We start from the raw sequence: 20,453 nt of genomic DNA, 5'->3' as shown, positions 1-20,453 counted from the left end.
AAAAATAGGACAAAATTTCCGAATTCGGCATTTTTAACGTAAAATTAACTTGACAAAATTTCCGATTCTTCATATTTTTCTTTGGAATGGTGAACAATACGTCATACCGGGAGTGGAATATCTTTAAAGATCGATGGGGAAATCTACTTATTTATCCGATGTCTGTGTTAAATTCCGGCGTATTATTTTGAGAATAACTACTTTTGCATTTTACCAGATGGAGCTTAAAGAAAAACAAAGAAGAATATTAAACGTAGCTGTAGAACTTTTCAAAGAGAAAGGATATATGGGCAGTTCAGTAAGAGATCTGGCTACAAAACTCAATATTAAGGCCGCATCACTGTATGCACATATCCGTTCAAAGGAAGAAATTTTGGAATGGATTTGCTTTGGCATTGCTCAAGAATTTTTCGATGAGCTTCAGGAAGTAAAAAATACAAATATTCCTCCTAAAGAAAAGCTTAACCTATTTCTGGATAAACATTTGTCGGTGGTCCTGGAGAACCGTGATGTGACCCATATTTATTCCAACGAATGGAGACATCTTGAAGAAAGACTTCCTGAGTTTGTGGAATTGAGAAGAAGCTATCAACAGGAAGTGGAGGAACTTATTTCTGAAATTTACCAGGCTGAAAACTGGGAGCTGAAATCTCCGTCTTTTACTACGAGATTTATTCTTCATACCCTCAACAATTCTTATTTCTGGTTCAAAAGAAACAGCGATTCTACCGATGCAATTATAGATGAAATCAGAGAGAAGATACTTTTTGGGCTATTAGGTAACCAGAAACAATAGTTGTCCTTTATTTACATATTTGATCAACGGATCTTTGTAACTCTACAGGAGTTTAGAGCTGGAAAAAAATAGGCGATAAATTCCGTCTTTCTACTCGTTTCGCTCTGAATAGCAATATTTATTTTACTGATCCTTATTTTTTTTAAGCTTAAGTGTTCTTCTCAATAGTCCTATTTTGTCTTGATAAAGCTTTAATATTCAAAACTTCTGTAATTTTTTGGTCTAAATAAAGGGAATCATTCGTGTGTTGTTATTTAGAATCATTCAAAATATGATAAAAATCATAAAAATTTTGTCAGCTGGCAAAATCTTTTTAAATTTACACCTAACAAATGTTAGTTAGTTTTATGGGTTTTTCAGTTGAATATCTGGAGCTGGGTCAGTTGAGACAGCTTCAATCCGACCGGTTAACAGGGTTAATGGGTTATCTTGAGGAGAAGTCAGAATTTTATAAAAGAAAATTCGATGAATTAAAAATATCTCCGCAGGATATAAGGACAATAGAAGATATCACGAAACTTCCTATTACGTACAAACAGGACTTGAGAGATCATTATCCGTTTGGATTGTTTACGGTTCCTAAAAATGAACTGCAGAGAATCCACTGTTCAAGCGGAACTACAGGAAAACCTACTGTTGTGGGGTATACCAAAGAAGATGTAGATCTTTTCAGTGAGGTCGTAGCAAGATCTCTGTATGCTGCAGGTGCCAGACCAGGGATGCAGTTGCATAATGCATATGGGTATGGGATTTTCACAGGAGGGCTTGGCCTCCATTATGGGGCTGAGAAACTGAGAATGAGTGTTCTTCCCATTTCAGGAGGAATGACAGCCAGACAGGTAGATCTGATTATGGATTTTAAACCGGAAGTAATCTGTTGCTCACCATCTTATGCACTCACTATTGCTGATGAATTTGCCAACAGGGGAATATCAGCCGAGGAAATCAGTCTTCAATATGCGGTGTTGGGTTCAGAGCCCTGGACAGAAATTATCAGAGGACATATTGAAGAGAGGTTAGGAGTTCATGCCACGAATATTTATGGGTTAAGTGAAATTATAGGTCCCGGAGTTTCAATGGAAGATTTTGAGGAAAAAGGAGGTTCTTATATTTGGGAAGATCATTTTTATCCTGAAATTTTAGATCCGGTGACCAAACAACCGGTTCCATTCGGTGAAGAAGGAGTATTGGTGATTACAACGTTAACGAAAAAAGCAATGCCTCTTTTACGCTACTGGACCAATGATATTACAAGTCTTTACTATGATGAAAATGCCAAAAGAACAATGGTGAAAATGAAACCAATTGTTGGCAGGGCAGATGATGTGCTGATTGTAAGAGGGGTAAATGTTTATCCAAGCCAGATTGAAGATGCATTTTCATATGTAAAAGGAGTTGTTCCCAATTATTATCTGACCCCTATTGAAAAGGAACATATGTGCGTAGCACTGGATATTGATATAGAAATTGATGATGACTTTGTAAAAGATCAAAGATTAGAAACAAATACCGATGAATATTTTAAATTTGTCGGGACCTTTGGAAGAAATATAGAAAGCGAAATAAAAAAACGGGTAGGGATTACTACAAAAGTAAAAGTTCATGCCCAGGACAGTTTGCCGAAGTGCGAAGGTGGAAAAATTAATAGAATACTAAAAAAATAATGAATTCATTTTATAAACTTAAAACAGTTAGAGTTCAGAAAGATACTCCGGAAGCCGTCAATGTGGCTGTGGAAATTCCTGAAGAACTGAAAGACAAGTTCAGATTCAAACAGGGACAGTACCTTAATTTCCGAATGGTGATCAACGGAAACGAAGAAAGACGTTCTTACTCTATCTGTAATGCTCCAAGTGAAAAAAGCAATACGCTGGAAGTTTTGGTGAAATTATTAGAAGGCGGAAAGGTATCAGGATATTTCAACGAACATCTTCATATGGATGAAATGCTGGAAGTAATGCCTCCGATGGGTGGTTTTAATACTTCTTATCATCCTACCAATGTGAAAACCTATGTAGGTCTTGCAGCGGGAAGTGGGATTACTCCTGTTTTATCCAATATTAAAGAAAGCCTTTATCAGGAACCTAACAGTAATGCCTATTTGTTTTACAGTAACAGAAGCATGAATCATGTTTTGAGAAAAGGGGAAATAGATAAATTAGTTGAACATTTTAACGGAAGACTTAAGGTCGTTTACCTGGTAAGCCGTGAGAAGCATGAAGATCCCGTTTTTGAAGGACGAATTTCTGCCGAAAAACTAGATCAGTTATTTGAGAGATACACCGATATTGATGTAAAAGAATCCACTTATTTTATTTGTGGACCCTCAGAAATGATCAAAGGGATTGCGGATTACCTTAAAAAAGATAAAAAAGTACCTGCTATCCAGGTTTTATTTGAATACTTCACGGCTCCTGACGAAGAAAATACGGAGGAGATGAGTGACGAATTTAAGGCTATTGCCAATATTGAAAGTATGGTAACGGTCATTATCGATGATGATGAATATTCGTTCCACTTAAATTCTAAAAAAGAGAGTATCTTAGATAAAGCATTGAAAGACAATCTTCCAGTACCTTTTGCTTGCAAAGGAGGAGTTTGTTGTACGTGTAAGGCGGAAGTCTTAGAAGGAGAAGTTTTCATGGAGAAAAACTACGCGCTTACCGAAGATGAAGTAGCCCGAGGTTACGTTCTTACCTGTCAATGTCACCCGACAACGAATGTGGTGATGCTTAATTATGATGTTTAATTTTTTGTAAAGTGTAAAATGTATAATGTAAAAAGTAGATCGAAAATACATTGTACAGCTGACATTTTACTTTAGTACAAAAAACAAAAGATATGGACTTAGAAAAATTTGTTCAATACGTTCACGACGAAAATAAAGTAGAACCAAAAGACGTAATGCCTGATGATTACAGAAAATTATTGGTTCGTCAGATTTCACAGCATGCCCATTCTGAGATTGTTGGAATGTTGCCGGAAGCCAACTGGATTTCCAGAGCCCCTTCATTAAGAAGGAAAATGGCTCTTTTGGCTAAAGTTCAGGATGAAGCAGGGCACGGTTTATACCTGTATTCTGCCACTGAAACATTAGGAAACGGAACAATCCGAGCGGATAGAGATGCTACTTACGAAGATATGTTGGAAGGGAAAGCGAAATACTCAAGTATTTTTAATTATCCGACGTTGAGCTGGGCAGATATCGGTGCCATCGGCTGGTTGGTAGATGGTGCAGCCATTATGAATCAGGTGATGCTGATGGGAAATTCTTATGGTCCCTATTCAAGAGCGATGGTGAAAATCTGTAAAGAAGAATCTTTCCACCAAAGACAAGGATATGAGATCCTGATGGCGCTTTGTCGTGGTACCAAACAACAGAAAGAAATGGCTCAGGCTTCGCTAAACCGTTTCTGGTGGCCGGCTTTAATGATGTTTGGACCGAATGATGACAGCTCACCCAACTCTAAAATCTCCATGAACTACAGAGTAAAGAGAGAAAGTAACGACAACCTTCGTCAGAGATTTATTGATGTTACCGTTTCTCAGGCTGAATTCTTAGGATTAACTATTCCTGATAAAGATCTGAAATGGAATGAGGAAAGACAACATTACGATTTCGGAGAGCTTCCCTGGGGTGAATTCATGGAAATCTTAAAAGGAAATGGGCCTTGCAACAGAAAGAGGCTGGATACCAAAGTAAAAGCTCAGCAGGAAAACCTTTGGGTAAAAGAAGCAGCGGCAGCTTTTGCAGAAAAACAGGAAAACAAAATATTATAATATAATGAGAGAATTTGAAGATGTGCTAATTGAAAAATTAATTAACGCATTAACGAATTTTCAAATTTTCAAATTTTTTATTTGACTATGGCAAATTTAGATATGTGGGAAGTGTTTATTCAGACTAAACCGGGATTATCTCACAAACACGTTGGAATAGTACAGGCACCAACAGCAGAAATGGCTTTGCAGAATGCAAGAGACGTTTATACAAGAAGAAAAGAAGGAACTTCTGTTTGGGTAGTTCCAAGCAAATATATTGTCACTTCTGAAGGGGTAGATAAGGAAGCTTTCTTCGATCCGGCTGACGACAAATTATACCGCCATCCGACTTTTTATGACATTCCTAATGATGTAAAGAATATGTAATTAAGACACGAGATTAGCAGATATGAGATAAGAGACTTTAAAATCTCTCTGTCTCCGGTCTCTTTGTCTTTAAATCTAAAACAAAATGAACCCATTATATAATTATTTATTAAAACTGGCAGACGACAGTTTCATCATGGGGCAGAGGTTGTCTGCATGGTGTGGTGAAGGTCCTTATTTAGAGGAAGATATTGCATTGACAAATATTGCATTGGATGAACTAGGTCAGGCCAATAACTTTTATGTTTACGCTTCAAGAGTGATTGATAACGGTAAAAGTGAAGATGATCTGGCATTCTTAAGATATGAGCATGAATATCTAAATGCCCACTGGACTGAACTTCCTAATGAAGATTATGCTCAGACCATTCTTAAAGTTTACGTGTTCGCCGTATATCAAAAACTGATGTATGAGGCTCTGTCTCATTCTGCAGATGAAGAGCTTTCTGCAATTGCTCAGAAATCTTTGAAAGAAGTAAGGTATCACTATACCCACGCTGCTTCATGGATGAAAATTTTTGCTCAGGGAACCGAAGAAAGTAAAACCCGTTTAGAAAAAGCGATTGGAAATATCTGGGAATATTCAAAAGGATTATTTGCAAAAGTAGAAGGAGAGGATGATTTAGTTATTTTAAATATTGTTCCCAATGTTGATGTACTTTATGATGAATTTCTTTCCATTACACAAAAAGATTTTGCAGAATATGGTTTAGAATATCCTACGAATCCTTTCATGCAGCCAAAATCAAGAACAGGATATCATACGGAATATTTCGGATATATTCTTTGTGAGCTTCAGTATATGCAGCGCGCGTATCCGGGATGTACGTGGTAGAAAACAATGAGGTAATTCTCAAAATTAATAATGAACGATTTATTAAACTTATTAAAAACAATCCCCGATCCGGAAATTCCGGTCATTGATATTGTGGAATTAGGAATTGTGAGGGAGGCCAGCATCACAGGTGAAAATACTTGTGAAGTGACCATCACACCAACTTATTCTGCTTGCCCTGCAATGTTTACCATCGAAGAGGATATCATTAAAATGATGAAGGAAAACGGCTGGGATGCGAAGGTGGTTACCAAAATGTTTCCAATATGGACAACAGACTGGATAACAGATGAAGCGAGAGAAAAACTCCGTGTTTACGGAATCACACCTCCTGAAAAAGGAGCAGATGAACATCATATCGGAAAGCCTAAAAAATGTCCGCGTTGTGGCTCCGAGCATACCAAACAGATCAGCAGATTCGGGTCTACTCTGTGTAAGGCTTCTTACCAGTGTTTAGACTGTCTGGAACCTTTTGATTATTTTAAATGTCATTAATTAATGAATCAATTTAGCAATCAATCTACTCATAAAAATGCTTTGTGCATCGTAGTTTATAAGGTGTGATCAGTTTTATCAGAACTATTTTATTTGTTGCATTGTTAAACTGTTAGATTGTTACGTTATACTAGATTGTTAGATTAATTTATATTGTTAAATTAGAGCATTATTAAATAATAAATAAAAAAACTATGTATACACAACTTGATATTGAAACGCATTTTGACGGGAAGCTTAAAATCGCCTATCTTAATCAACCTGAAACAATGAATGCCCTTACAAAACCTTCTTTATCGGATTTGAAAGATTTCATTAAAGAATGTAATGAAGATCATACTGTAAGATGTGTAGCGATCTCAGGTAGAGGAAGAGCGTTCTGCTCAGGTCAAAATTTAGATGATGCCTTTGTACAAGGTAATGAACACCATGATAACGACATCATCAGAAAAATTGTAGTAGATTACTATAATCCTTTGGTTACAGAAATTACACATTGTAAGAAACCGGTGGTAGCATTGGTAAATGGTCCTGCAGTAGGAGCCGGAGCAATGCTGGCCCTAATTTGTGACTTTGTGTTGGCTGTAGATAAATCATATTTTGCTCAGGCATTCTCCAATATCGGATTGATTCCTGATACAGGAGGAACTTATTTCTTACCGAAACTTTTAGGTAGACAATTGGCTAACTATTTAGCATTCACAGGTAAAAAACTATCTGCTGAAGAATCTAAATCGTACGGTCTTGTTGCTGAGGTTTTCAATGAAGAAGAATTTGCTCCAAAATCCATGGAAATTCTTGAAAAAATGTCAAATATGCCAACAGCAGCACTTAAGCTGACTAAAAAAGCTTTTGCACAGTCTTACAATAATACTTTGAAAGAACAATTGGAGTTAGAAGGAGATTTACAGCAGGAAGCTGCAGAAACAGAAGACTTCATTGAAGGAGTAAATGCCTTTTTACAGAAAAGAAAACCTAATTATAAAGGAAAATAAAGAATATGTACAATGTAGAAAGTAAAATGTACAACGTACGGTTAAATACTTTTTACATTGTACATTTTACATTGTACGAAAATGAAAAATATTGGAATTATTGGGGCAGGAACCATGGGCGTAGGAATAGCTCAGGTAGCTGCCACAGCAGGATGCAAAGTTGTTTTATTCGACGCTAATGCTCCACAAATAGATAAAGCTCTTTCAGGCTTAGAAAAGACACTTCAAAAACTGGTTGAAAAAGGTAAAATTTCTCAGGAAAAAGCCTCTGAAATCAGAAACAATATCGTAAAAGGTGAAGTGCTTCAGGATTTAAAAGATTCAAACCTGGTTATTGAAGCAATTATTGAAAACAAAGAGATTAAAACCAAGGTTTTTACAGAGCTTGAAAACTATGTTTCAGAAGACTGTATCATCGGTTCCAATACTTCATCTATTTCCATCACTTCCCTTGGGGCAGAGCTCAAGAAACCGGAGCGTTTCATCGGAATTCACTTTTTCAATCCGGCTCCCTTGATGCCTTTAGTGGAAGTTATCCCTTCTCTATTAACAGAACAAACATTAGCGGAAAAAATATATAACCTCATGAAAGAGTGGGGCAAAACACCTGTTATTGCTAAAGATATTCCGGGGTTCATTGTGAACAGAATTGCCCGTCCCTATTATGGGGAAGGGTTAAGAATCGTTGAAGAAAATATAGCCACACCGGAACAGGTAGATGAGGCAATGAAAACATTGGGTAACTTCAAAATGGGACCTTTTGAACTCATGGATCTTATCGGTGTTGATGTTAATTTTTCAGTAACGACAACGGTTTACAAAGATTATTTCTATGATCCGAAATATAAGCCTTCTTTACTTCAGCAAAGAATGTCTGAAGCCAAACTCCATGGCCGAAAAACTGGAAAAGGGTTCTATGATTATACTGAGGGGGCGCAAAAACCAGTTGCACAGAAAGATGAGGCATTGTATGAGCATATCTTCTTAAGAATTATTTCAATGCTGATCAATGAGGCTGTTGAAGCAAAAAGATTGGGTGTTGCCAATGATGATGATCTTGAATTAGCTATGCAGAAAGGAGTTAATTATCCGAAAGGACTGTTAAGCTGGGGGAAAGAAATTGGATATGCAAAAGTTTCAGAAATCCTACAGAACCTTTACGAAGAATACCAGGAAGAAAGGTACAGACAGAGTCCTTTGCTTCGTAAAATATAAAGAAATACGGCAAAGTATCGGTTGTATCTAAAGGGACAACCGATACTTTGTTCAATTATGATAGTAATGAATTAATGAATATAGATGAATTCAGAGCCGAATTGGAAGTGAGGCTTTCAATCGAGAAAGACTATTTGATCCAGGAAGCTTCTTCTATTGAAGATCAGGAAAGGCTGGAATTATTGGGGAAGTTTAATGAGAAATATAAAGAGCTGATCAAAAGATTGGCCAATGAAAACGGAATTGATTTAAATGCTTCTTATCAAAATGAAAATTCATCAGATTCATCAAATCTCTCATATGAGCAAATAATTCTTGGTAGAACGATGAGTGTTTACGATAGATTATCTGACGAATTATATGAAGAAATAACAAACGTACAGTAAAATGAATCCAAGACAGATAGCAGATTATATGTTCAATCAGGATTATTTTTCCCAGTGGATGAATATCAAAATGATTGAGGTAAAAGAAAATTATTGTTTAATAGAAATGCCCATTAAGAAAGATATGATCAATGGGCTTAAAACAGTTCATGGTGGGGTTACATTTGCTTTTGCTGATTCAGCGCTGGCATTTTCGTCCAATAATACGGGGGATGCTGCTGTAGCTTTGAATTGTATCATCAATTTTACCAAAGCTGGAAAAGAAGGCGACATTTTCAGAGCCGAAAGTATCTTGGTAAACGATACCAGAAAAACAGCTGTTTATGATATTCAGATTACCAATCAAAATCAGGAGCTGATAGCAAAATTTGTAGGAACAGTTTACAAAATCGGGAAAAAAGTAACAGAATTATAAAGAATTTGAAAATTTGAAGATGAGGTAATTTGAAAATTATTGAACACCTTTAATTTTACTTACCTGAAATTTTCAAATTCTCAAATTGACTCATTTTCAAATTAAAATTATGAACAACGTATACATCATAGACTATGTCAGAACTCCCATCTCAAAACTGCAGGGAGGATTATCAGAAGTAAGAGCCGATGACCTGGCTGCTATTGTTATTAAAGAAGTCGTAGCAAGAAACCCTGAAGTTCCTGTGGAGGAAATTGAAGACGTTATTTTCGGATGCGCCAATCAGGCGGGAGAAGATAACAGAAATGTGGCAAGAATGGGACTTTTACTGGCAGGTCTTCCTTACAAAATTGGAGGGGAAACCGTTAACAGGCTATGTGCTTCAGGGATGTCTGCTGTAGCAAATGCATTCCGTTCCATTGCAGCAGGAGAGGGTGAAATCTATATTGCAGGAGGAGTAGAACATATGACACGTTCTCCTTATGTGATGTCAAAGCCAAGTGCGGCTTTCGGAAGAGATAGCCAGATGTTTGATACTACTTTCGGATGGCGTTTCATCAATCCTAAAATGAAAGAATTATACGGGGTTGACGGAATGGGAGAAACTGCAGAAAATTTAGCAGATATGCATCAGATCAACAGAGAAGATCAGGATAAATTTGCTCTTTGGTCTCAGCAGAAAGCTACGAAAGCTCAGGAAAGCGGTAGACTGGCAGAAGAAATTGTAAAAGTTGAAATTCCTCAGAGAAAAGGTGATCCAATCGTTTTTGAAAAAGATGAATTCATTAAGCCTACTTCTTCAATGGAAGGGTTGGCAAAACTTCGTCCGGCTTTCAGAAAAGAAGGAACAGTAACAGCAGGAAACGCTTCAGGAATGAATGACGGAGCCGCTGCTTTGATTTTAGCAAGCGAAGAAGCTGTTAAAAAATATGGATTAAAACCAAAAGCAAAAATATTGGGATCTTCTGTAGCAGGTGTTGAACCAAGAATTATGGGAATAGGACCGGTAGAAGCTACTCAGAAACTATTGAAAAGACTGAATCTTTCTTTGGGGGATATAGATATCATTGAACTGAATGAAGCATTTGCTGCACAGGCCCTGGCGGTGACAAGAAGTTTAGGATTACAAGATGATGATGCAAGGATAAACCCTAATGGTGGAGCAATCGCTATTGGACATCCACTGGGAGTTTCCGGAGCAAGAATTATTGGTTCTGCAGCGATGGAACTTCACAAACAAGATAAAAAATATGCATTGTGTACCCTTTGTATCGGTGTTGGACAAGGCTATGCAATGATCATTGAAAAAGTATAATCAATTTGAAAATGGGATAATCTGAGAATGTGAAAATGTTTATTGGAAAATACTCCGGAAAGAGTAGCTGCTTTGTAGGACTTTAGATAGTATAGTCAAAAGACAAACATCGAAAAACAGAAACATTATTTAATTCATTTTCAAATTATCCCATTTTCAAATTTTCAAATTAATAAATATGAACATCTACTCATACCATGGTATCCGTCCCATTATAAAAGCTTCTGCTTATATCCATCCACAGGCGGTGATTATCGGGAACGTGGAAATCGGTGAAGAAGTATATATCGGTCCTAATGCGGTCATTCGTGGTGACTGGGGGAAAATTATCATTAAAGATGGGGCTAATGTACAGGAAAACTGTACCCTTCATGTTTTCCCAAATATAGAAACCATCTTAGAAGAATCTGCACATATCGGCCATGGCGCTATTGTTCATTCCGGACATATCGGAAAGAATTGTTTAATAGGGATGAATTCTGTGATCATGGATAAAGCTTATATCGGTGACGAAAGTATTGTCGGTGCTTTAGCTTTTGTGCCTGCCAATTTCAGATGTGAACCCAGAAAACTGATTGTCGGAAGCCCCGCAAAGATCATCCGTGATGTTTCTGATGAAATGATCCACTGGAAAACAGAAGGAACAAAACTGTATCAGGAACTGGCAAGGGAGGGGAAAGAAGCCATTTTACCTTGTGAACCTTTTACAGAATATGTACAGCAAATCCCTACAAAAATTGTTGATTACAGCATTTGGGATGATGTAAAATAATAACTATTCGAAATTAAATATGATTAAAAAAGCTTTTATTATCTGCAGTATCCTGCTTGCTGCCAACTTTACGGTATCAGCACAGACTGCAACAGTAAAACCGCTTACTGTGGGAGAGGTAAGGACCATTAAGTCTAAAACTCTAAATGAAGAAAGAACTTTAAATATCTACCTGCCTCAAGGTTTTGATAAAACTAAATCCTACCCGGTGATCTATCTGCTGGATGGAAGTATGAATGAAGACTTTATCCACGTTTCAGGATTAGTACAGTTCTTTAATCAAATGTATTCCATGCCGGAAACAATTGTAATAGGAATTGCTAATATTGACAGAAAAAGAGATTTTGCCTTTCATACGGATTTAAAAGATTTACAGAAAGATTATCCTACGACAGGACATTCTGATAAGTTTATTGCTTTCCTTGAAAAAGAACTAAAGCCCTATGTTGAAAGTCAGTTTAAAACTACGGACAAATATTTGTTTGGTCAATCTTTGGGAGGGCTTCTGGCAACAGAAATACTTCTGAAAAAGCCGGAAATGTTCAACAATTATTTTATTATCAGTCCAAGTTTATGGTGGGATGATGAAAGCCTTTTAAAACAGGCTCCACAACTACTTTCAAAATCTCCGGATACTAAAAAGTTCGTTTATGTTTCTGTAGGAAAAGGAGAGCATCCGGTGATGATAAAAGATGCTGAAGCTTTCTATGATGTTTTGAAAAAAGCAGGAAAGAAAAACTGGACATTGGAATATAAAATGATGGAAACAGATAATCACGCAACTATTCTTCACCGAAGTTTATATGAAGGATTGGTGAAAATGTTTCCGTACCAGGAACCGAAGTAACAGATTGATTACAGGTTCAAACCTTATAGGTCTTAAAAACCTATAAGGTTTAGATAGCTTTGTTAAAAATAATTTAAGTAAAAAGTAAAAAACTATATGGAAAAACTAAAAAACTATATCTACGGAGAATGGGTAGAAGGATCCGGAAACGGAGTCCCTTTGTACAACGCCGTTACAGGAGAACAGGTAGCTGTTTCCGATACAGAAGGACTTAATTTTGAGCAGGCTCTTGATTACGGAAGAACAGTAGGATACAAAAACCTTTCTTCCATGACTTTCTATGATCGTGGGGAAATGCTGAAAAAAGTGGCACTGTATCTATTGGAGAGAAAGAAAAAATATTACGAATTATCATATAAAACAGGAGCTACTCATGTAGATTCATGGGTAGATATTGAAGGAGGTTTCGGTACTTTCTTTACCTATTCGGGATTGGCAAAAAGAATGCTTCCCAATACTCCATTTTGGGTAGACGGAGATACACAGAAAATTTCTGCAAACGGAACTTTCCTGGGAACTCATATTCTGACTCCAAGTGAAGGAGTTTCCGTACAGATCAATGCTTATAACTTTCCTGTTTGGGGAATGCTGGAGAAATTATCAACGTCATTATTGGCAGGAGTTCCTTCTATTGTAAAACCTTCTCCTTTTGGTTCTTATTTGACAAACGCTGTTTTTCAGGATATGATTGAAAGCGGAGTACTGCCTGAAGGAGCCATTCAGCTGGTATGTGGGGAACCGGGAAATATCCTGGATTATATTAAAGATGGCGATTCCGTATTGTTTACAGGCTCAGCTCATACAGGCCGAAAATTAAAATCCCTCCCTTCAATTGCCGGAAATGCAGTGCGTTTCAATATGGAGGCAGATTCTCTGAACTGTTCAATCCTTGGATTGGAAGCAAAACCAGGAACTCCTGAATTTGATTTATTTATCAAAGAAGTCCGTAATGAAATGACAACGAAAGCAGGACAGAAATGTACGGCGATCAGAAGAATTATTGTTCCTGAGCATTTGATGGGTGACGTTCAGAGTGCTTTGTCTAAAGCTTTGGATCAGACAAAAATAGGAAATCCTTTAAGCAGAGAAACCAAAATGGGTTCTTTGGTAGGAAGACAGCAATACGAAGAGGTAGTAAGAAAAGTAAATATTTTAAAAACAGAAACAGAGCTTGTGTATGACGGAAAGCATGAACTGGTAGATGCAGATTATGAAAAAGGTGCATTTATGAGTCCTAAACTATTCCTGAATGATAAGCCTTTCGAAAAAAATATCTCTCATGATGTAGAAGCTTTCGGGCCGGTATCTACGTTAATGCCATACAAAGATGCTGAAGAAGCAGCTGCATTGGCAAAGAGAGGAAAAGGAAGTTTAGTGGGATCCATCATTTCTCATGATGAGAATTTTATTGCGGAAACGTCATGGAAAATGGCTTCTCAGCACGGAAGAATCTTTGTCCTGAACAGGGATAATGCCAAAGAAAGTACAGGACACGGTTCACCACTTCCTACATTGATGCACGGAGGACCTGGTAGAGCAGGTGGAGGTGAGGAAATGGGAGGTCTGAGCGGTCTTCATTTCTTCTTACAGAAAACAGCAATTCAGGGATCTCCGGATGTATTGAAAGCAATTACCAAGATTTATCAACAAGGTGCAGAGAAGAAATTCTCGGACAAACATCCTTTCCAGAAATATTTTGAGGAAGTTGAGGTTGGTGATTCTTTAGAAACAGCAGGAAGGACCGTTACCGATGCAGATATCGTTAACTTCTCTAACGTTTCATGGGATCATTTCTATGCTCATACGGATGCAACAAGCTTAACGGGAACTATTTTTGATAAAACTGTTGCTCATGGATATTTTATCCTTTCAGCAGCTGCAGGATTGTTTGTATCCGGTAAAAAAGGTCCTGTGATTGCCAACTACGGATTAGAAGAATGCAGCTTCTTTAAACCTGTATATGCCGGTGATACCATTACCGTATATTTAACAGCAAAAGAAAAAATTAACAGGGGAGTAAAAGGCAGAAACATTCCTTCGGGTGTTGTTAAATGGCTGGTTGAGGTCGTAAACCAAAGAGATGAGATCGTATGTGTTGCTACAATTTTGACATTAGTAGCGAAACAATCTCCTTTCATCGACCTGAATGTGAAAAATGTTCAGAAAATATTAAATGGCTTAACCGAAACTACTCCATCCCAATGGGGGAAAATGTCTCCACAACAGATGATAGAACATCTCGAACAAGGAGTCTTAGTAAGCCTTGGAGAACCGGAGGCCGAAAAATGCTATACTCCGGAAGAGAATATTGAGAAATATCAGGACTCTCTTTACAATCACAGAGCAATGCCAAAAGAATTTATTGCTCCATTTTTACCACAGGATGGCTCACTTCCTGCACCAATACACAAGAATCTGGATGCAGCAAAACAGTCATTCATTGATAACCTGAAGCGATTTGTAATTTATTATAAAGAAAATCCACAGGCAGAGCACATGAACTTTGTATTCGGAAAACTGAACAAGGAAATGTGGGAACTGATGCATAAAAAACATTTTACCCATCATTTTGAACAGTTTGGATTAATTTAATTCAAAATATAAATTTATAGTCCCTTTAGGTTTTTACTTAAAGGGATTTTTTTAACCGTGTCAAGGTTCAAAACCTTGACACGGTTAAATTTAAAAGTTTTTTTTATCTTTCTAAGAGTAAATTAAAAACACAAAGATGGCAGATATCAGAACTACTTCAATTGAAGCAGACTGTTTTTACCATATTTATAATCGTGGTATTAACGGAGAACTTATTTTTAAATCAGATCGAAATTATTCATTCTTTTTGAATAAAGTAGTTGAATTTCTTACTCCCGTCTGTGATGTATATGCATATTGCCTTATGCCTAATCATTTTCATCTTTTAGTTAAGATTAAATCTGATCTTGAATTGAGTAGCCTTGTCAAGGCTACTCAAACAGGACTTCATTCTCCTCAGAATATTTTCTCAAAACAATTTGCCGGACTTTTCAATTCTTACTCCCAATCTTTTAATAAGGAATACAAAAGACATGGTGCTCTTATTGAATCTCCATTTAAAAGAAAATTGATTACTTCGGATAAATATTTAATTAATATGATAATTTATATTCATCAAAATCCGCAAAATCACTCTATCGTGCATCAGTTTTCAAAATATAATTTTTCCTCTTATCGATCCATTTTGAGTAAGTCACGCACTCTTTTAAAAAGGGATGAGGTTATTGAATTATTTGGTGGTGTAGAAAATTTTAAACTGTCTCATCTAAGGACAATTAACCTTAAAGAAGAGTTTTAGTTTTTTATCCGTGTCAAAGTTTTAAATCTTTACACGGATAATACCTTACCTTTATATTACAAAATCATTTATTGAAACAATATGGAATTACAATTTTTCAAAGACTTTGACTTTACAGGTTTCTGGGATCAGAGTACTTATTCACAAAGAGATTATATCGAAGATTTTCCAAAAGACGAAATGATTGCTTCAGTAGAAGAAGAACTTGGTTATAAACTTCCTGCTTCTTATATCGAATTGATGAAAATTCAGAATGGAGGAATGGTAGACAGATGTTGTTTTCCCACTACAGAGCCTAATTCCTGGGCTGATGATCATATCGCCCTTACCGGAATTATGGGAATTGGAAGAGAAAAGACCTATTCTGTATGTGGAGAATTGGGAAGTAGGTTTATGATGGAAGAATGGGGCTACCCTAATGATGGAGTTTATATCGGAGACTGCCCTTCGGCAGGACATGATATGATTCTTCTCGATTATACAAAGTGTGGAAAAACGGGGGAACCGGAAGTTGTACACGTTGATCAGGAAGATGATTACAGAAAAACATTTCTTGCTAAAGACTTTGAGACCTTTATTAAAGGGCTGAAAGATGAAGATGATTTTGACAATTGATGAAATAAAGAAGTACTTTTAAATCCTAATATAAACTATAAATATAAAATTATGAATGAGGCCTGGATGCAAAAATGGGAAGAGGTAAAAGATAGACTTATATCTCCTGTAGATATTGAAACCTATTTCACTGCTGATGAAATTATGGATCAGAAAATGGAAGTGATGGAAATAGGAAATGTTTCCCTGCCTTCCGGAAAAGTAATTGTAAGAGATCCTTTAGTCTATTTAAATGCAAAGGAGAAACCCTATTTTGTTGAAGTACCCAAAGGTAATTTTCCTGTTAAGATTGCTGTTGCAAAACTAGAAGATTGGGGAGATCGTTATGCTGCTGTAAAAGTAGAATTTACAAAAGAAGAGGCTGTTGTATACAGAGAGGCATTAATAGGAGAAGAGGAACTTGGAGATTCTGAGGAAGAAGATTATTTTGGCTTTGTAGTAGACGCGGGGTTGGCATGTATTACGGATTCACAGGTCGTACCTTACGTGGATAAGTTTATTTCAGAACTTGACGTGGAGAATATTTATGATGATTATTTTGCAGAGCTTTTTGCTGAAAATTACAGAGAAAATCCAACAAATCAGAGAGATTTAGGAGATTGGATCAATTGGAAAGTGCCCAATACAGAATATCAGATTCCAATATTTGCAAGTGGTTTAGGAGATGGGGTATATCCTGTTTACTTTGGGTATGATGCTAAAGAAGAGATCTGCAGTCTTTATATTCACTTTATCGATATCGAAATGGAATTATCCGAAGTAGAAGAGGACGAGGACGATGATGATGAAATTTCAGAGCAGCCAGATAATTTCGTGTTTTTAAAATAGTTTTCCAATGAATAAAACTTTTGCAGAGCAGGTTATTGCATTCAATGAATACCTTACTTATTCCGGAGAACTTCCGGAAGGGTTTGTAGTTTTGAATCCGTATCTTGATAATCCTGAAACTATGGAGGTTATGCAAAAGTTTTATCACAAATATTATAATGACTCCCACAAAAGAAAGTTTATCATAGGGATTAATCCCAGTCGTTACGGAGCAGGAGTGACAGGAGTTCCATTTACAGATACCAAACGTCTGGAGGCTGTATGTGGAATAAAAATGGAATCGGCCCGTACTCATGAAGTATCTTCAGTTTTTATATATGATATGATTGAAGACTACGGCGGAGCAGATATATTCTATAAAGAGATGTATATCAATTCTCCATTTCCGCTAGCTATCGTAAGGAAGGCCAAAAAAGGGTGGGTTAATGCCAATTATTATGATGATAAAAAACTGTTTGAAGCAGTAAAAGACTTTATGATAGACTCACTGAAGAAGCATATGAGTCTGAATCTCGATCCCTCAGAGGTTTTTATCTTAGGAAAAAAGAATGCCGATTTTATTTCATCATTAAATAAAGAAGCAAAGCTGTTTGATAGAATGACTGTCCTGGAACATCCCAGGTATATCCAACAGTATAAATCAAAAGAGAAACAACTGTATATTGACAAATACGTCCTGGCTCTGAAAAAGTAAAAAATCCCTTAATCAATTGATCAAGGGATTGTCATTCATGTATTAGAATCTTTATCGGGGGATGACTGTGTCTGAGCTATTAATTTTTAATAATTTTAGAGCTTTCTGTGGATGTTTTGAGTATATAAGTTCCTTTTGGAAGCTCTGAAATATCGATGTTATTAATTCCTTTTGTGATAGGGAGTGTTTTTACCAGTTTCCCGTCCATACCATAAACCTGAGCATCTGTGGCTTTCTCTGTTTTAATGGAAAGAGGACCACTTGTAGGATTAGGGTAAATACTGATTTCTTTTTTAGAGGACTTGACCTCGCTGGCAGCAAGTACAATACCACTATCTTTTACCCAGGTGAAAGCATCGAGGGCTATATATTGGTAAGATCCTCCTAAAGTCAGCTGAATCTCATCAACAATAATATTGCTGTAATTCTGCCCGTTGAGGTTCGTAAGGTCAATCAACGTATATCCGTTTGTTGGGGAAATAGAAGTTGTGAAACCTGAACTTTTAGTCTGAGTAAATTTTGTTACACCACTTAATTTCCCTGTAACAGTTAATGTTCCTGCAACGGTCAGGTCTAAATTTGCAGCAGAAACATATACCCAAAATTTGTTTGCTTTAAATAAATTGGATGTTGTTTTTATGCTGAATGATGCAGCTTCCGACTGATTTCCTGTTCCTGAATTGTCAATATATCGATTGTCATTGGCCGTACCATTCCATCCTGTTTGCGGATAATTGGCCTGAATATCAAAAATCATAGTGTGGGAAATGATATTGAAAATCACACCGTTATCAGTGAAGCTGGTGCTTCCATGTGATTCTGTTTCAAACTGTTCTGTACTCGTCTGTCCAAATGAAGTAATCGCTATGAAAAGACTGCAGATCGCAAAAAGTATAGTCCTTTTCATGATGTAATTTTTTAAGTTTGTTTATAATGTCAAAGTATTAATCTCTTGGAGGGTAAATTCCTGCAACACAGATAATGTAGTTTAAAGCCGAAAAAGGCGGCATATTGTTTACAGGAAGGTTCTGTCCTATATAAGAGATCGATTGTGTATTGATCACTGTGTCCGGAGCTGCATTTATATAGCTGGGAACCGCTGTAAAGTCTCTTCCGCTTTGTGTACCTGTGACAGCAAAAGAAGATGCTGAACTAGGTACAGAAGTAGTAGCGTTTGATTTGGATACCTTGAGCTGAAGGCCTCCAAAGCTTGGTAAATTGGATTGGAGAAGTGTATTTTGATCCGTTCCTGCCACCATACCTATCGGATATGATTTTCCGGTTTGTGTTCCTGCTCCCAAAGCCATACGCCCAATGAGGTTAGGCAATGCAAAAGTGCTAATCCCATCGCCGCCGTATATTGTTCCCAATAAAGAAAACAGAGCGGAATTCTGGGCGATACTCAGGAGTCTGCCATCACAAAGCATCCAGCCTCTAGGCACAAAACTTCCTGCAAATAGTTTTACAATTCCCATGTATTCTTCCATAATAATAGTTTTTCAGTTTTAAATTTTCCTACTCTCTTCCCGGCTTTTCGGATTCGGCCTTTGATTGTTTATTTTCTTAAGCCAAAGGAACAACTAATGATAAGGCAAGACTAGAGTATAAAATACCAAATTTCGCAGTCCGTATTTATACGTAATTTGGGTTGGTTGTTATAGAGAAATTTTATAATTTAAAATGAGGATTTAATGCAGAATTTCTATCATTTAATTTTCTTTAAAAGCCTTCTATTTAGTATTTTTGTAAGAATCCAATAAAAGTAAAAATGAACGAATTCGTAGCATCAGAAATTAAAAACAATATTGCCGAAATTACATTCGGAACTCCAAAAAGTAACGCACTTCCCGGTGCTATTTTAGAAAAGCTGGCTCAAACTATTTTAGAGGAAGCCGCAAAAGATGAGGTAAAGGCTATTTTAGTAAAGAGTGAAGGAGAAAAAGCATTTTGTGCGGGGGCAAGCTTTGATGAATTATTGGCTATTGAAGAACTGGAAGCTTCTACGCAATTTTTTGGTGGGTTTGCTAAAGTTTTAAATGCAATGAGAAACTGCGGTAAAATTGTTGTGGTAAGAGTTCAGGGAAAAACAACAGGCGGTGGAGTAGGAATTGCATGCGGAGCAGATTATTGTTTTGCCACAAAAGATTCTGCATTGGCTCTCACCGAAATTAATTTAGGAATAGGACCTTTTGTGATAGGCCCCTATGTAGAAAGAAAAATAGGGAAGTCACAGTTCTCTGCTATGGCAATTGATGCAGATTTCAGGTCTGCTGACTGGGCAGAACAGCATAATGTTTACCATTCTGTTTCCAATACTATTCAGGAAATGGACGAAAAACTGGAGAAATTTTTACAGACATTAGCTTCAAGAAGCAGCGATGCCTTAGCTTTAATCAAAAAGGTTTCCTGGGAAGGAACAGATCATTTTAATGAATTGATGCCAGCAAGAATCCATATGAGTGCAAGCCTTATTTTGGAAGATTCTGCAAAGAAAAATATTGAAGCCATTAAAGAAAGATTAAGAGCAAAATAAATAAATGAGTCGTCCTAAAATAGGTTGACATAAAATTAAACAATATTTAATCCGGAGATGCATTTGTTTCTTCGGATTTTTTATGGACTGTATCTGGTGTTTGCATATTAAGACTTAGATGTGGTCTTTTCGTATTATAAAGCCAAATACTTTCTTTTATTAATGAACTTAAGTGGTGCATATTTTTTGTTTTACAAAAAAGAAACTCCTGCTTTAATATCCCATTAATTCT

General features: G+C 36.7%; 23 protein-coding genes. 20 read left to right on the top strand and 3 right to left on the bottom strand.

Features of this window, described 5'->3' with window-relative positions; translation table 11 throughout:
* Positions 1–187 precede the first annotated feature (187 nt).
* The 19 genes from DRF57_RS22725 to DRF57_RS22635 all read left to right on the top strand — a co-directional run bounded on the left by DRF57_RS22725 (position 188) and on the right by DRF57_RS22635 (position 17,688).
* A complete protein-coding gene (locus DRF57_RS22725) occupies positions 188–796 on the top strand; it encodes a TetR/AcrR family transcriptional regulator (protein ID WP_228406277.1) in 609 nt (202 codons plus the stop codon).
* 347 nt (positions 797–1,143) lie between these two features.
* A complete protein-coding gene (locus DRF57_RS22720; RefSeq protein WP_115921021.1) occupies positions 1,144–2,460 on the top strand; it encodes a phenylacetate--CoA ligase family protein in 1,317 nt (438 codons plus the stop codon).
* Complete coding sequence (locus tag DRF57_RS22715) at positions 2,460–3,545, top strand: 2Fe-2S iron-sulfur cluster-binding protein (protein WP_047496800.1); 1,086 nt, start codon at positions 2,460–2,462, stop codon at positions 3,543–3,545. Before DRF57_RS22720 ends, DRF57_RS22715 begins: the two co-directional genes overlap by 1 nt.
* Positions 3,546–3,637: 92 nt before the next feature.
* Positions 3,638–4,576: a 1,2-phenylacetyl-CoA epoxidase subunit PaaA gene (paaA, locus tag DRF57_RS22710; protein WP_084087794.1), complete on the top strand. Its 939-nt coding sequence runs from the start codon at positions 3,638–3,640 to the stop codon at positions 4,574–4,576.
* Positions 4,577–4,663: 87 nt separating this feature from the next.
* Positions 4,664–4,945: a 1,2-phenylacetyl-CoA epoxidase subunit PaaB gene (paaB, locus tag DRF57_RS22705; RefSeq protein ID WP_039364405.1), complete on the top strand. Its 282-nt coding sequence runs from the start codon at positions 4,664–4,666 to the stop codon at positions 4,943–4,945.
* Between the two features lie 85 nt (positions 4,946–5,030).
* Complete coding sequence (gene paaC, locus DRF57_RS22700; RefSeq protein ID WP_047496794.1) at positions 5,031–5,780, top strand: 1,2-phenylacetyl-CoA epoxidase subunit PaaC; 750 nt, start codon at positions 5,031–5,033, stop codon at positions 5,778–5,780.
* A gap of 30 nt (positions 5,781–5,810) precedes the next feature.
* Complete coding sequence (paaD, locus tag DRF57_RS22695) at positions 5,811–6,275, top strand: 1,2-phenylacetyl-CoA epoxidase subunit PaaD (RefSeq protein ID WP_047496790.1); 465 nt, start codon at positions 5,811–5,813, stop codon at positions 6,273–6,275.
* Positions 6,276–6,469: 194 nt separating this feature from the next.
* The gene (locus DRF57_RS22690) at positions 6,470–7,270 is read left to right on the top strand and encodes an enoyl-CoA hydratase/isomerase family protein (RefSeq protein WP_084087795.1); all 801 of its coding nucleotides are present in this window, start codon (positions 6,470–6,472) and stop codon (positions 7,268–7,270) included.
* Between the two features lie 81 nt (positions 7,271–7,351).
* A complete protein-coding gene (locus tag DRF57_RS22685; RefSeq protein WP_115921017.1) occupies positions 7,352–8,485 on the top strand; it encodes a 3-hydroxyacyl-CoA dehydrogenase NAD-binding domain-containing protein in 1,134 nt (377 codons plus the stop codon).
* Between the two features lie 74 nt (positions 8,486–8,559).
* The gene (locus DRF57_RS22680) at positions 8,560–8,871 is read left to right on the top strand and encodes a hypothetical protein (RefSeq protein WP_047496778.1); all 312 of its coding nucleotides are present in this window, start codon (positions 8,560–8,562) and stop codon (positions 8,869–8,871) included.
* A 1-nt stretch (position 8,872) separates the two neighbouring features.
* On the top strand, positions 8,873–9,286 hold the full coding sequence (locus DRF57_RS22675) for a PaaI family thioesterase (RefSeq protein ID WP_115921015.1): 414 nt from the start codon (positions 8,873–8,875) through the stop codon (positions 9,284–9,286).
* A gap of 109 nt (positions 9,287–9,395) precedes the next feature.
* A complete protein-coding gene (gene pcaF, locus DRF57_RS22670) occupies positions 9,396–10,601 on the top strand; it encodes a 3-oxoadipyl-CoA thiolase (protein ID WP_115921013.1) in 1,206 nt (401 codons plus the stop codon).
* A gap of 178 nt (positions 10,602–10,779) precedes the next feature.
* The gene (locus DRF57_RS22665) at positions 10,780–11,373 is read left to right on the top strand and encodes an acyltransferase (protein WP_047496769.1); all 594 of its coding nucleotides are present in this window, start codon (positions 10,780–10,782) and stop codon (positions 11,371–11,373) included.
* A 19-nt stretch (positions 11,374–11,392) separates the two neighbouring features.
* A complete protein-coding gene (locus tag DRF57_RS22660; RefSeq protein WP_115921011.1) occupies positions 11,393–12,220 on the top strand; it encodes an alpha/beta hydrolase in 828 nt (275 codons plus the stop codon).
* A gap of 96 nt (positions 12,221–12,316) precedes the next feature.
* The gene (paaZ, locus tag DRF57_RS22655) at positions 12,317–14,812 is read left to right on the top strand and encodes a phenylacetic acid degradation bifunctional protein PaaZ (protein WP_084087801.1); all 2,496 of its coding nucleotides are present in this window, start codon (positions 12,317–12,319) and stop codon (positions 14,810–14,812) included.
* Between the two features lie 136 nt (positions 14,813–14,948).
* The gene (locus DRF57_RS22650) at positions 14,949–15,551 is read left to right on the top strand and encodes a transposase (protein WP_115921009.1); all 603 of its coding nucleotides are present in this window, start codon (positions 14,949–14,951) and stop codon (positions 15,549–15,551) included.
* Between the two features lie 81 nt (positions 15,552–15,632).
* A complete protein-coding gene (locus DRF57_RS22645) occupies positions 15,633–16,166 on the top strand; it encodes an SMI1/KNR4 family protein (RefSeq protein ID WP_047496754.1) in 534 nt (177 codons plus the stop codon).
* A 51-nt stretch (positions 16,167–16,217) separates the two neighbouring features.
* Positions 16,218–16,994, top strand: a complete 777-nt coding sequence (locus DRF57_RS22640) for a DUF4241 domain-containing protein (protein WP_084087804.1) — start codon at positions 16,218–16,220, stop codon at positions 16,992–16,994.
* A 7-nt stretch (positions 16,995–17,001) separates the two neighbouring features.
* Positions 17,002–17,688 carry an SMUG2 DNA glycosylase family protein gene (locus DRF57_RS22635; protein WP_115921007.1) on the top strand — a complete coding sequence of 229 codons (687 nt, stop codon included), beginning with the start codon at positions 17,002–17,004 and terminating at the stop codon, positions 17,686–17,688.
* Between the two features lie 79 nt (positions 17,689–17,767).
* On the opposite strand, the gene DRF57_RS22630 is transcribed toward DRF57_RS22635, so the two are convergent.
* The gene (locus tag DRF57_RS22630) at positions 17,768–18,595 is read right to left on the bottom strand and encodes a T9SS type A sorting domain-containing protein (protein ID WP_115921005.1); all 828 of its coding nucleotides are present in this window, start codon (positions 18,593–18,595) and stop codon (positions 17,768–17,770) included.
* A gap of 37 nt (positions 18,596–18,632) precedes the next feature.
* Complete coding sequence (locus DRF57_RS22625) at positions 18,633–19,175, bottom strand: phage tail protein (protein WP_115921003.1); 543 nt, start codon at positions 19,173–19,175, stop codon at positions 18,633–18,635.
* A 281-nt stretch (positions 19,176–19,456) separates the two neighbouring features.
* Here DRF57_RS22625 and DRF57_RS22620 point away from each other — a divergent pair, with 281 nt between their 5' ends.
* Complete coding sequence (locus DRF57_RS22620; protein WP_047496746.1) at positions 19,457–20,221, top strand: enoyl-CoA hydratase/isomerase family protein; 765 nt, start codon at positions 19,457–19,459, stop codon at positions 20,219–20,221.
* Between the two features lie 46 nt (positions 20,222–20,267).
* On the opposite strand, the gene DRF57_RS22615 is transcribed toward DRF57_RS22620, so the two are convergent.
* The coding region (locus tag DRF57_RS22615) for an integrase core domain-containing protein (RefSeq protein ID WP_157969927.1) at positions 20,268–20,453 on the bottom strand (186 nt) is incomplete at its 5' end.

Origin of the sequence: Chryseobacterium rhizosphaerae (assembly GCF_003385455.1) — a bacterium.
Taxonomy (GTDB): domain Bacteria; phylum Bacteroidota; class Bacteroidia; order Flavobacteriales; family Weeksellaceae; genus Chryseobacterium; species Chryseobacterium rhizosphaerae.
Note: the sequence above shows the minus strand (reverse complement) of the source record. Positions and strands in the feature narration are given on the sequence as shown.

Excerpts from the sequence above, each read along its gene's own strand:
- DRF57_RS22720 (WP_115921021.1), top strand. The coding sequence starts at position 1,144 with ATGGGTTTTTCAGTTGAATATCTGGAGCTGGGTCAGTTGAGACAGCTT.
- DRF57_RS22715 (WP_047496800.1), top strand. The coding sequence starts at position 2,460 with ATGAATTCATTTTATAAACTTAAAACAGTTAGAGTTCAGAAAGATACT.
- paaA (WP_084087794.1), top strand. The coding sequence starts at position 3,638 with ATGGACTTAGAAAAATTTGTTCAATACGTTCACGACGAAAATAAAGTA.
- paaB (WP_039364405.1), top strand. The coding sequence starts at position 4,664 with ATGGCAAATTTAGATATGTGGGAAGTGTTTATTCAGACTAAACCGGGA.
- paaC (WP_047496794.1), top strand. The coding sequence starts at position 5,031 with ATGAACCCATTATATAATTATTTATTAAAACTGGCAGACGACAGTTTC.
- paaD (WP_047496790.1), top strand. The coding sequence starts at position 5,811 with ATGAACGATTTATTAAACTTATTAAAAACAATCCCCGATCCGGAAATT.
- DRF57_RS22690 (WP_084087795.1), top strand. The coding sequence starts at position 6,470 with ATGTATACACAACTTGATATTGAAACGCATTTTGACGGGAAGCTTAAA.
- DRF57_RS22685 (WP_115921017.1), top strand. The coding sequence starts at position 7,352 with ATGAAAAATATTGGAATTATTGGGGCAGGAACCATGGGCGTAGGAATA.
- DRF57_RS22680 (WP_047496778.1), top strand. The coding sequence starts at position 8,560 with ATGAATATAGATGAATTCAGAGCCGAATTGGAAGTGAGGCTTTCAATC.
- DRF57_RS22675 (WP_115921015.1), top strand. The coding sequence starts at position 8,873 with ATGAATCCAAGACAGATAGCAGATTATATGTTCAATCAGGATTATTTT.
- pcaF (WP_115921013.1), top strand. The coding sequence starts at position 9,396 with ATGAACAACGTATACATCATAGACTATGTCAGAACTCCCATCTCAAAA.
- DRF57_RS22665 (WP_047496769.1), top strand. The coding sequence starts at position 10,780 with ATGAACATCTACTCATACCATGGTATCCGTCCCATTATAAAAGCTTCT.
- DRF57_RS22660 (WP_115921011.1), top strand. The coding sequence starts at position 11,393 with ATGATTAAAAAAGCTTTTATTATCTGCAGTATCCTGCTTGCTGCCAAC.
- paaZ (WP_084087801.1), top strand. The coding sequence starts at position 12,317 with ATGGAAAAACTAAAAAACTATATCTACGGAGAATGGGTAGAAGGATCC.
- DRF57_RS22650 (WP_115921009.1), top strand. The coding sequence starts at position 14,949 with ATGGCAGATATCAGAACTACTTCAATTGAAGCAGACTGTTTTTACCAT.
- DRF57_RS22645 (WP_047496754.1), top strand. The coding sequence starts at position 15,633 with ATGGAATTACAATTTTTCAAAGACTTTGACTTTACAGGTTTCTGGGAT.
- DRF57_RS22640 (WP_084087804.1), top strand. The coding sequence starts at position 16,218 with ATGAATGAGGCCTGGATGCAAAAATGGGAAGAGGTAAAAGATAGACTT.
- DRF57_RS22635 (WP_115921007.1), top strand. The coding sequence starts at position 17,002 with ATGAATAAAACTTTTGCAGAGCAGGTTATTGCATTCAATGAATACCTT.
- DRF57_RS22630 (WP_115921005.1), bottom strand. The coding sequence starts at position 18,595 with ATGAAAAGGACTATACTTTTTGCGATCTGCAGTCTTTTCATAGCGATT.
- DRF57_RS22625 (WP_115921003.1), bottom strand. The coding sequence starts at position 19,175 with ATGGAAGAATACATGGGAATTGTAAAACTATTTGCAGGAAGTTTTGTG.
- DRF57_RS22620 (WP_047496746.1), top strand. The coding sequence starts at position 19,457 with ATGAACGAATTCGTAGCATCAGAAATTAAAAACAATATTGCCGAAATT.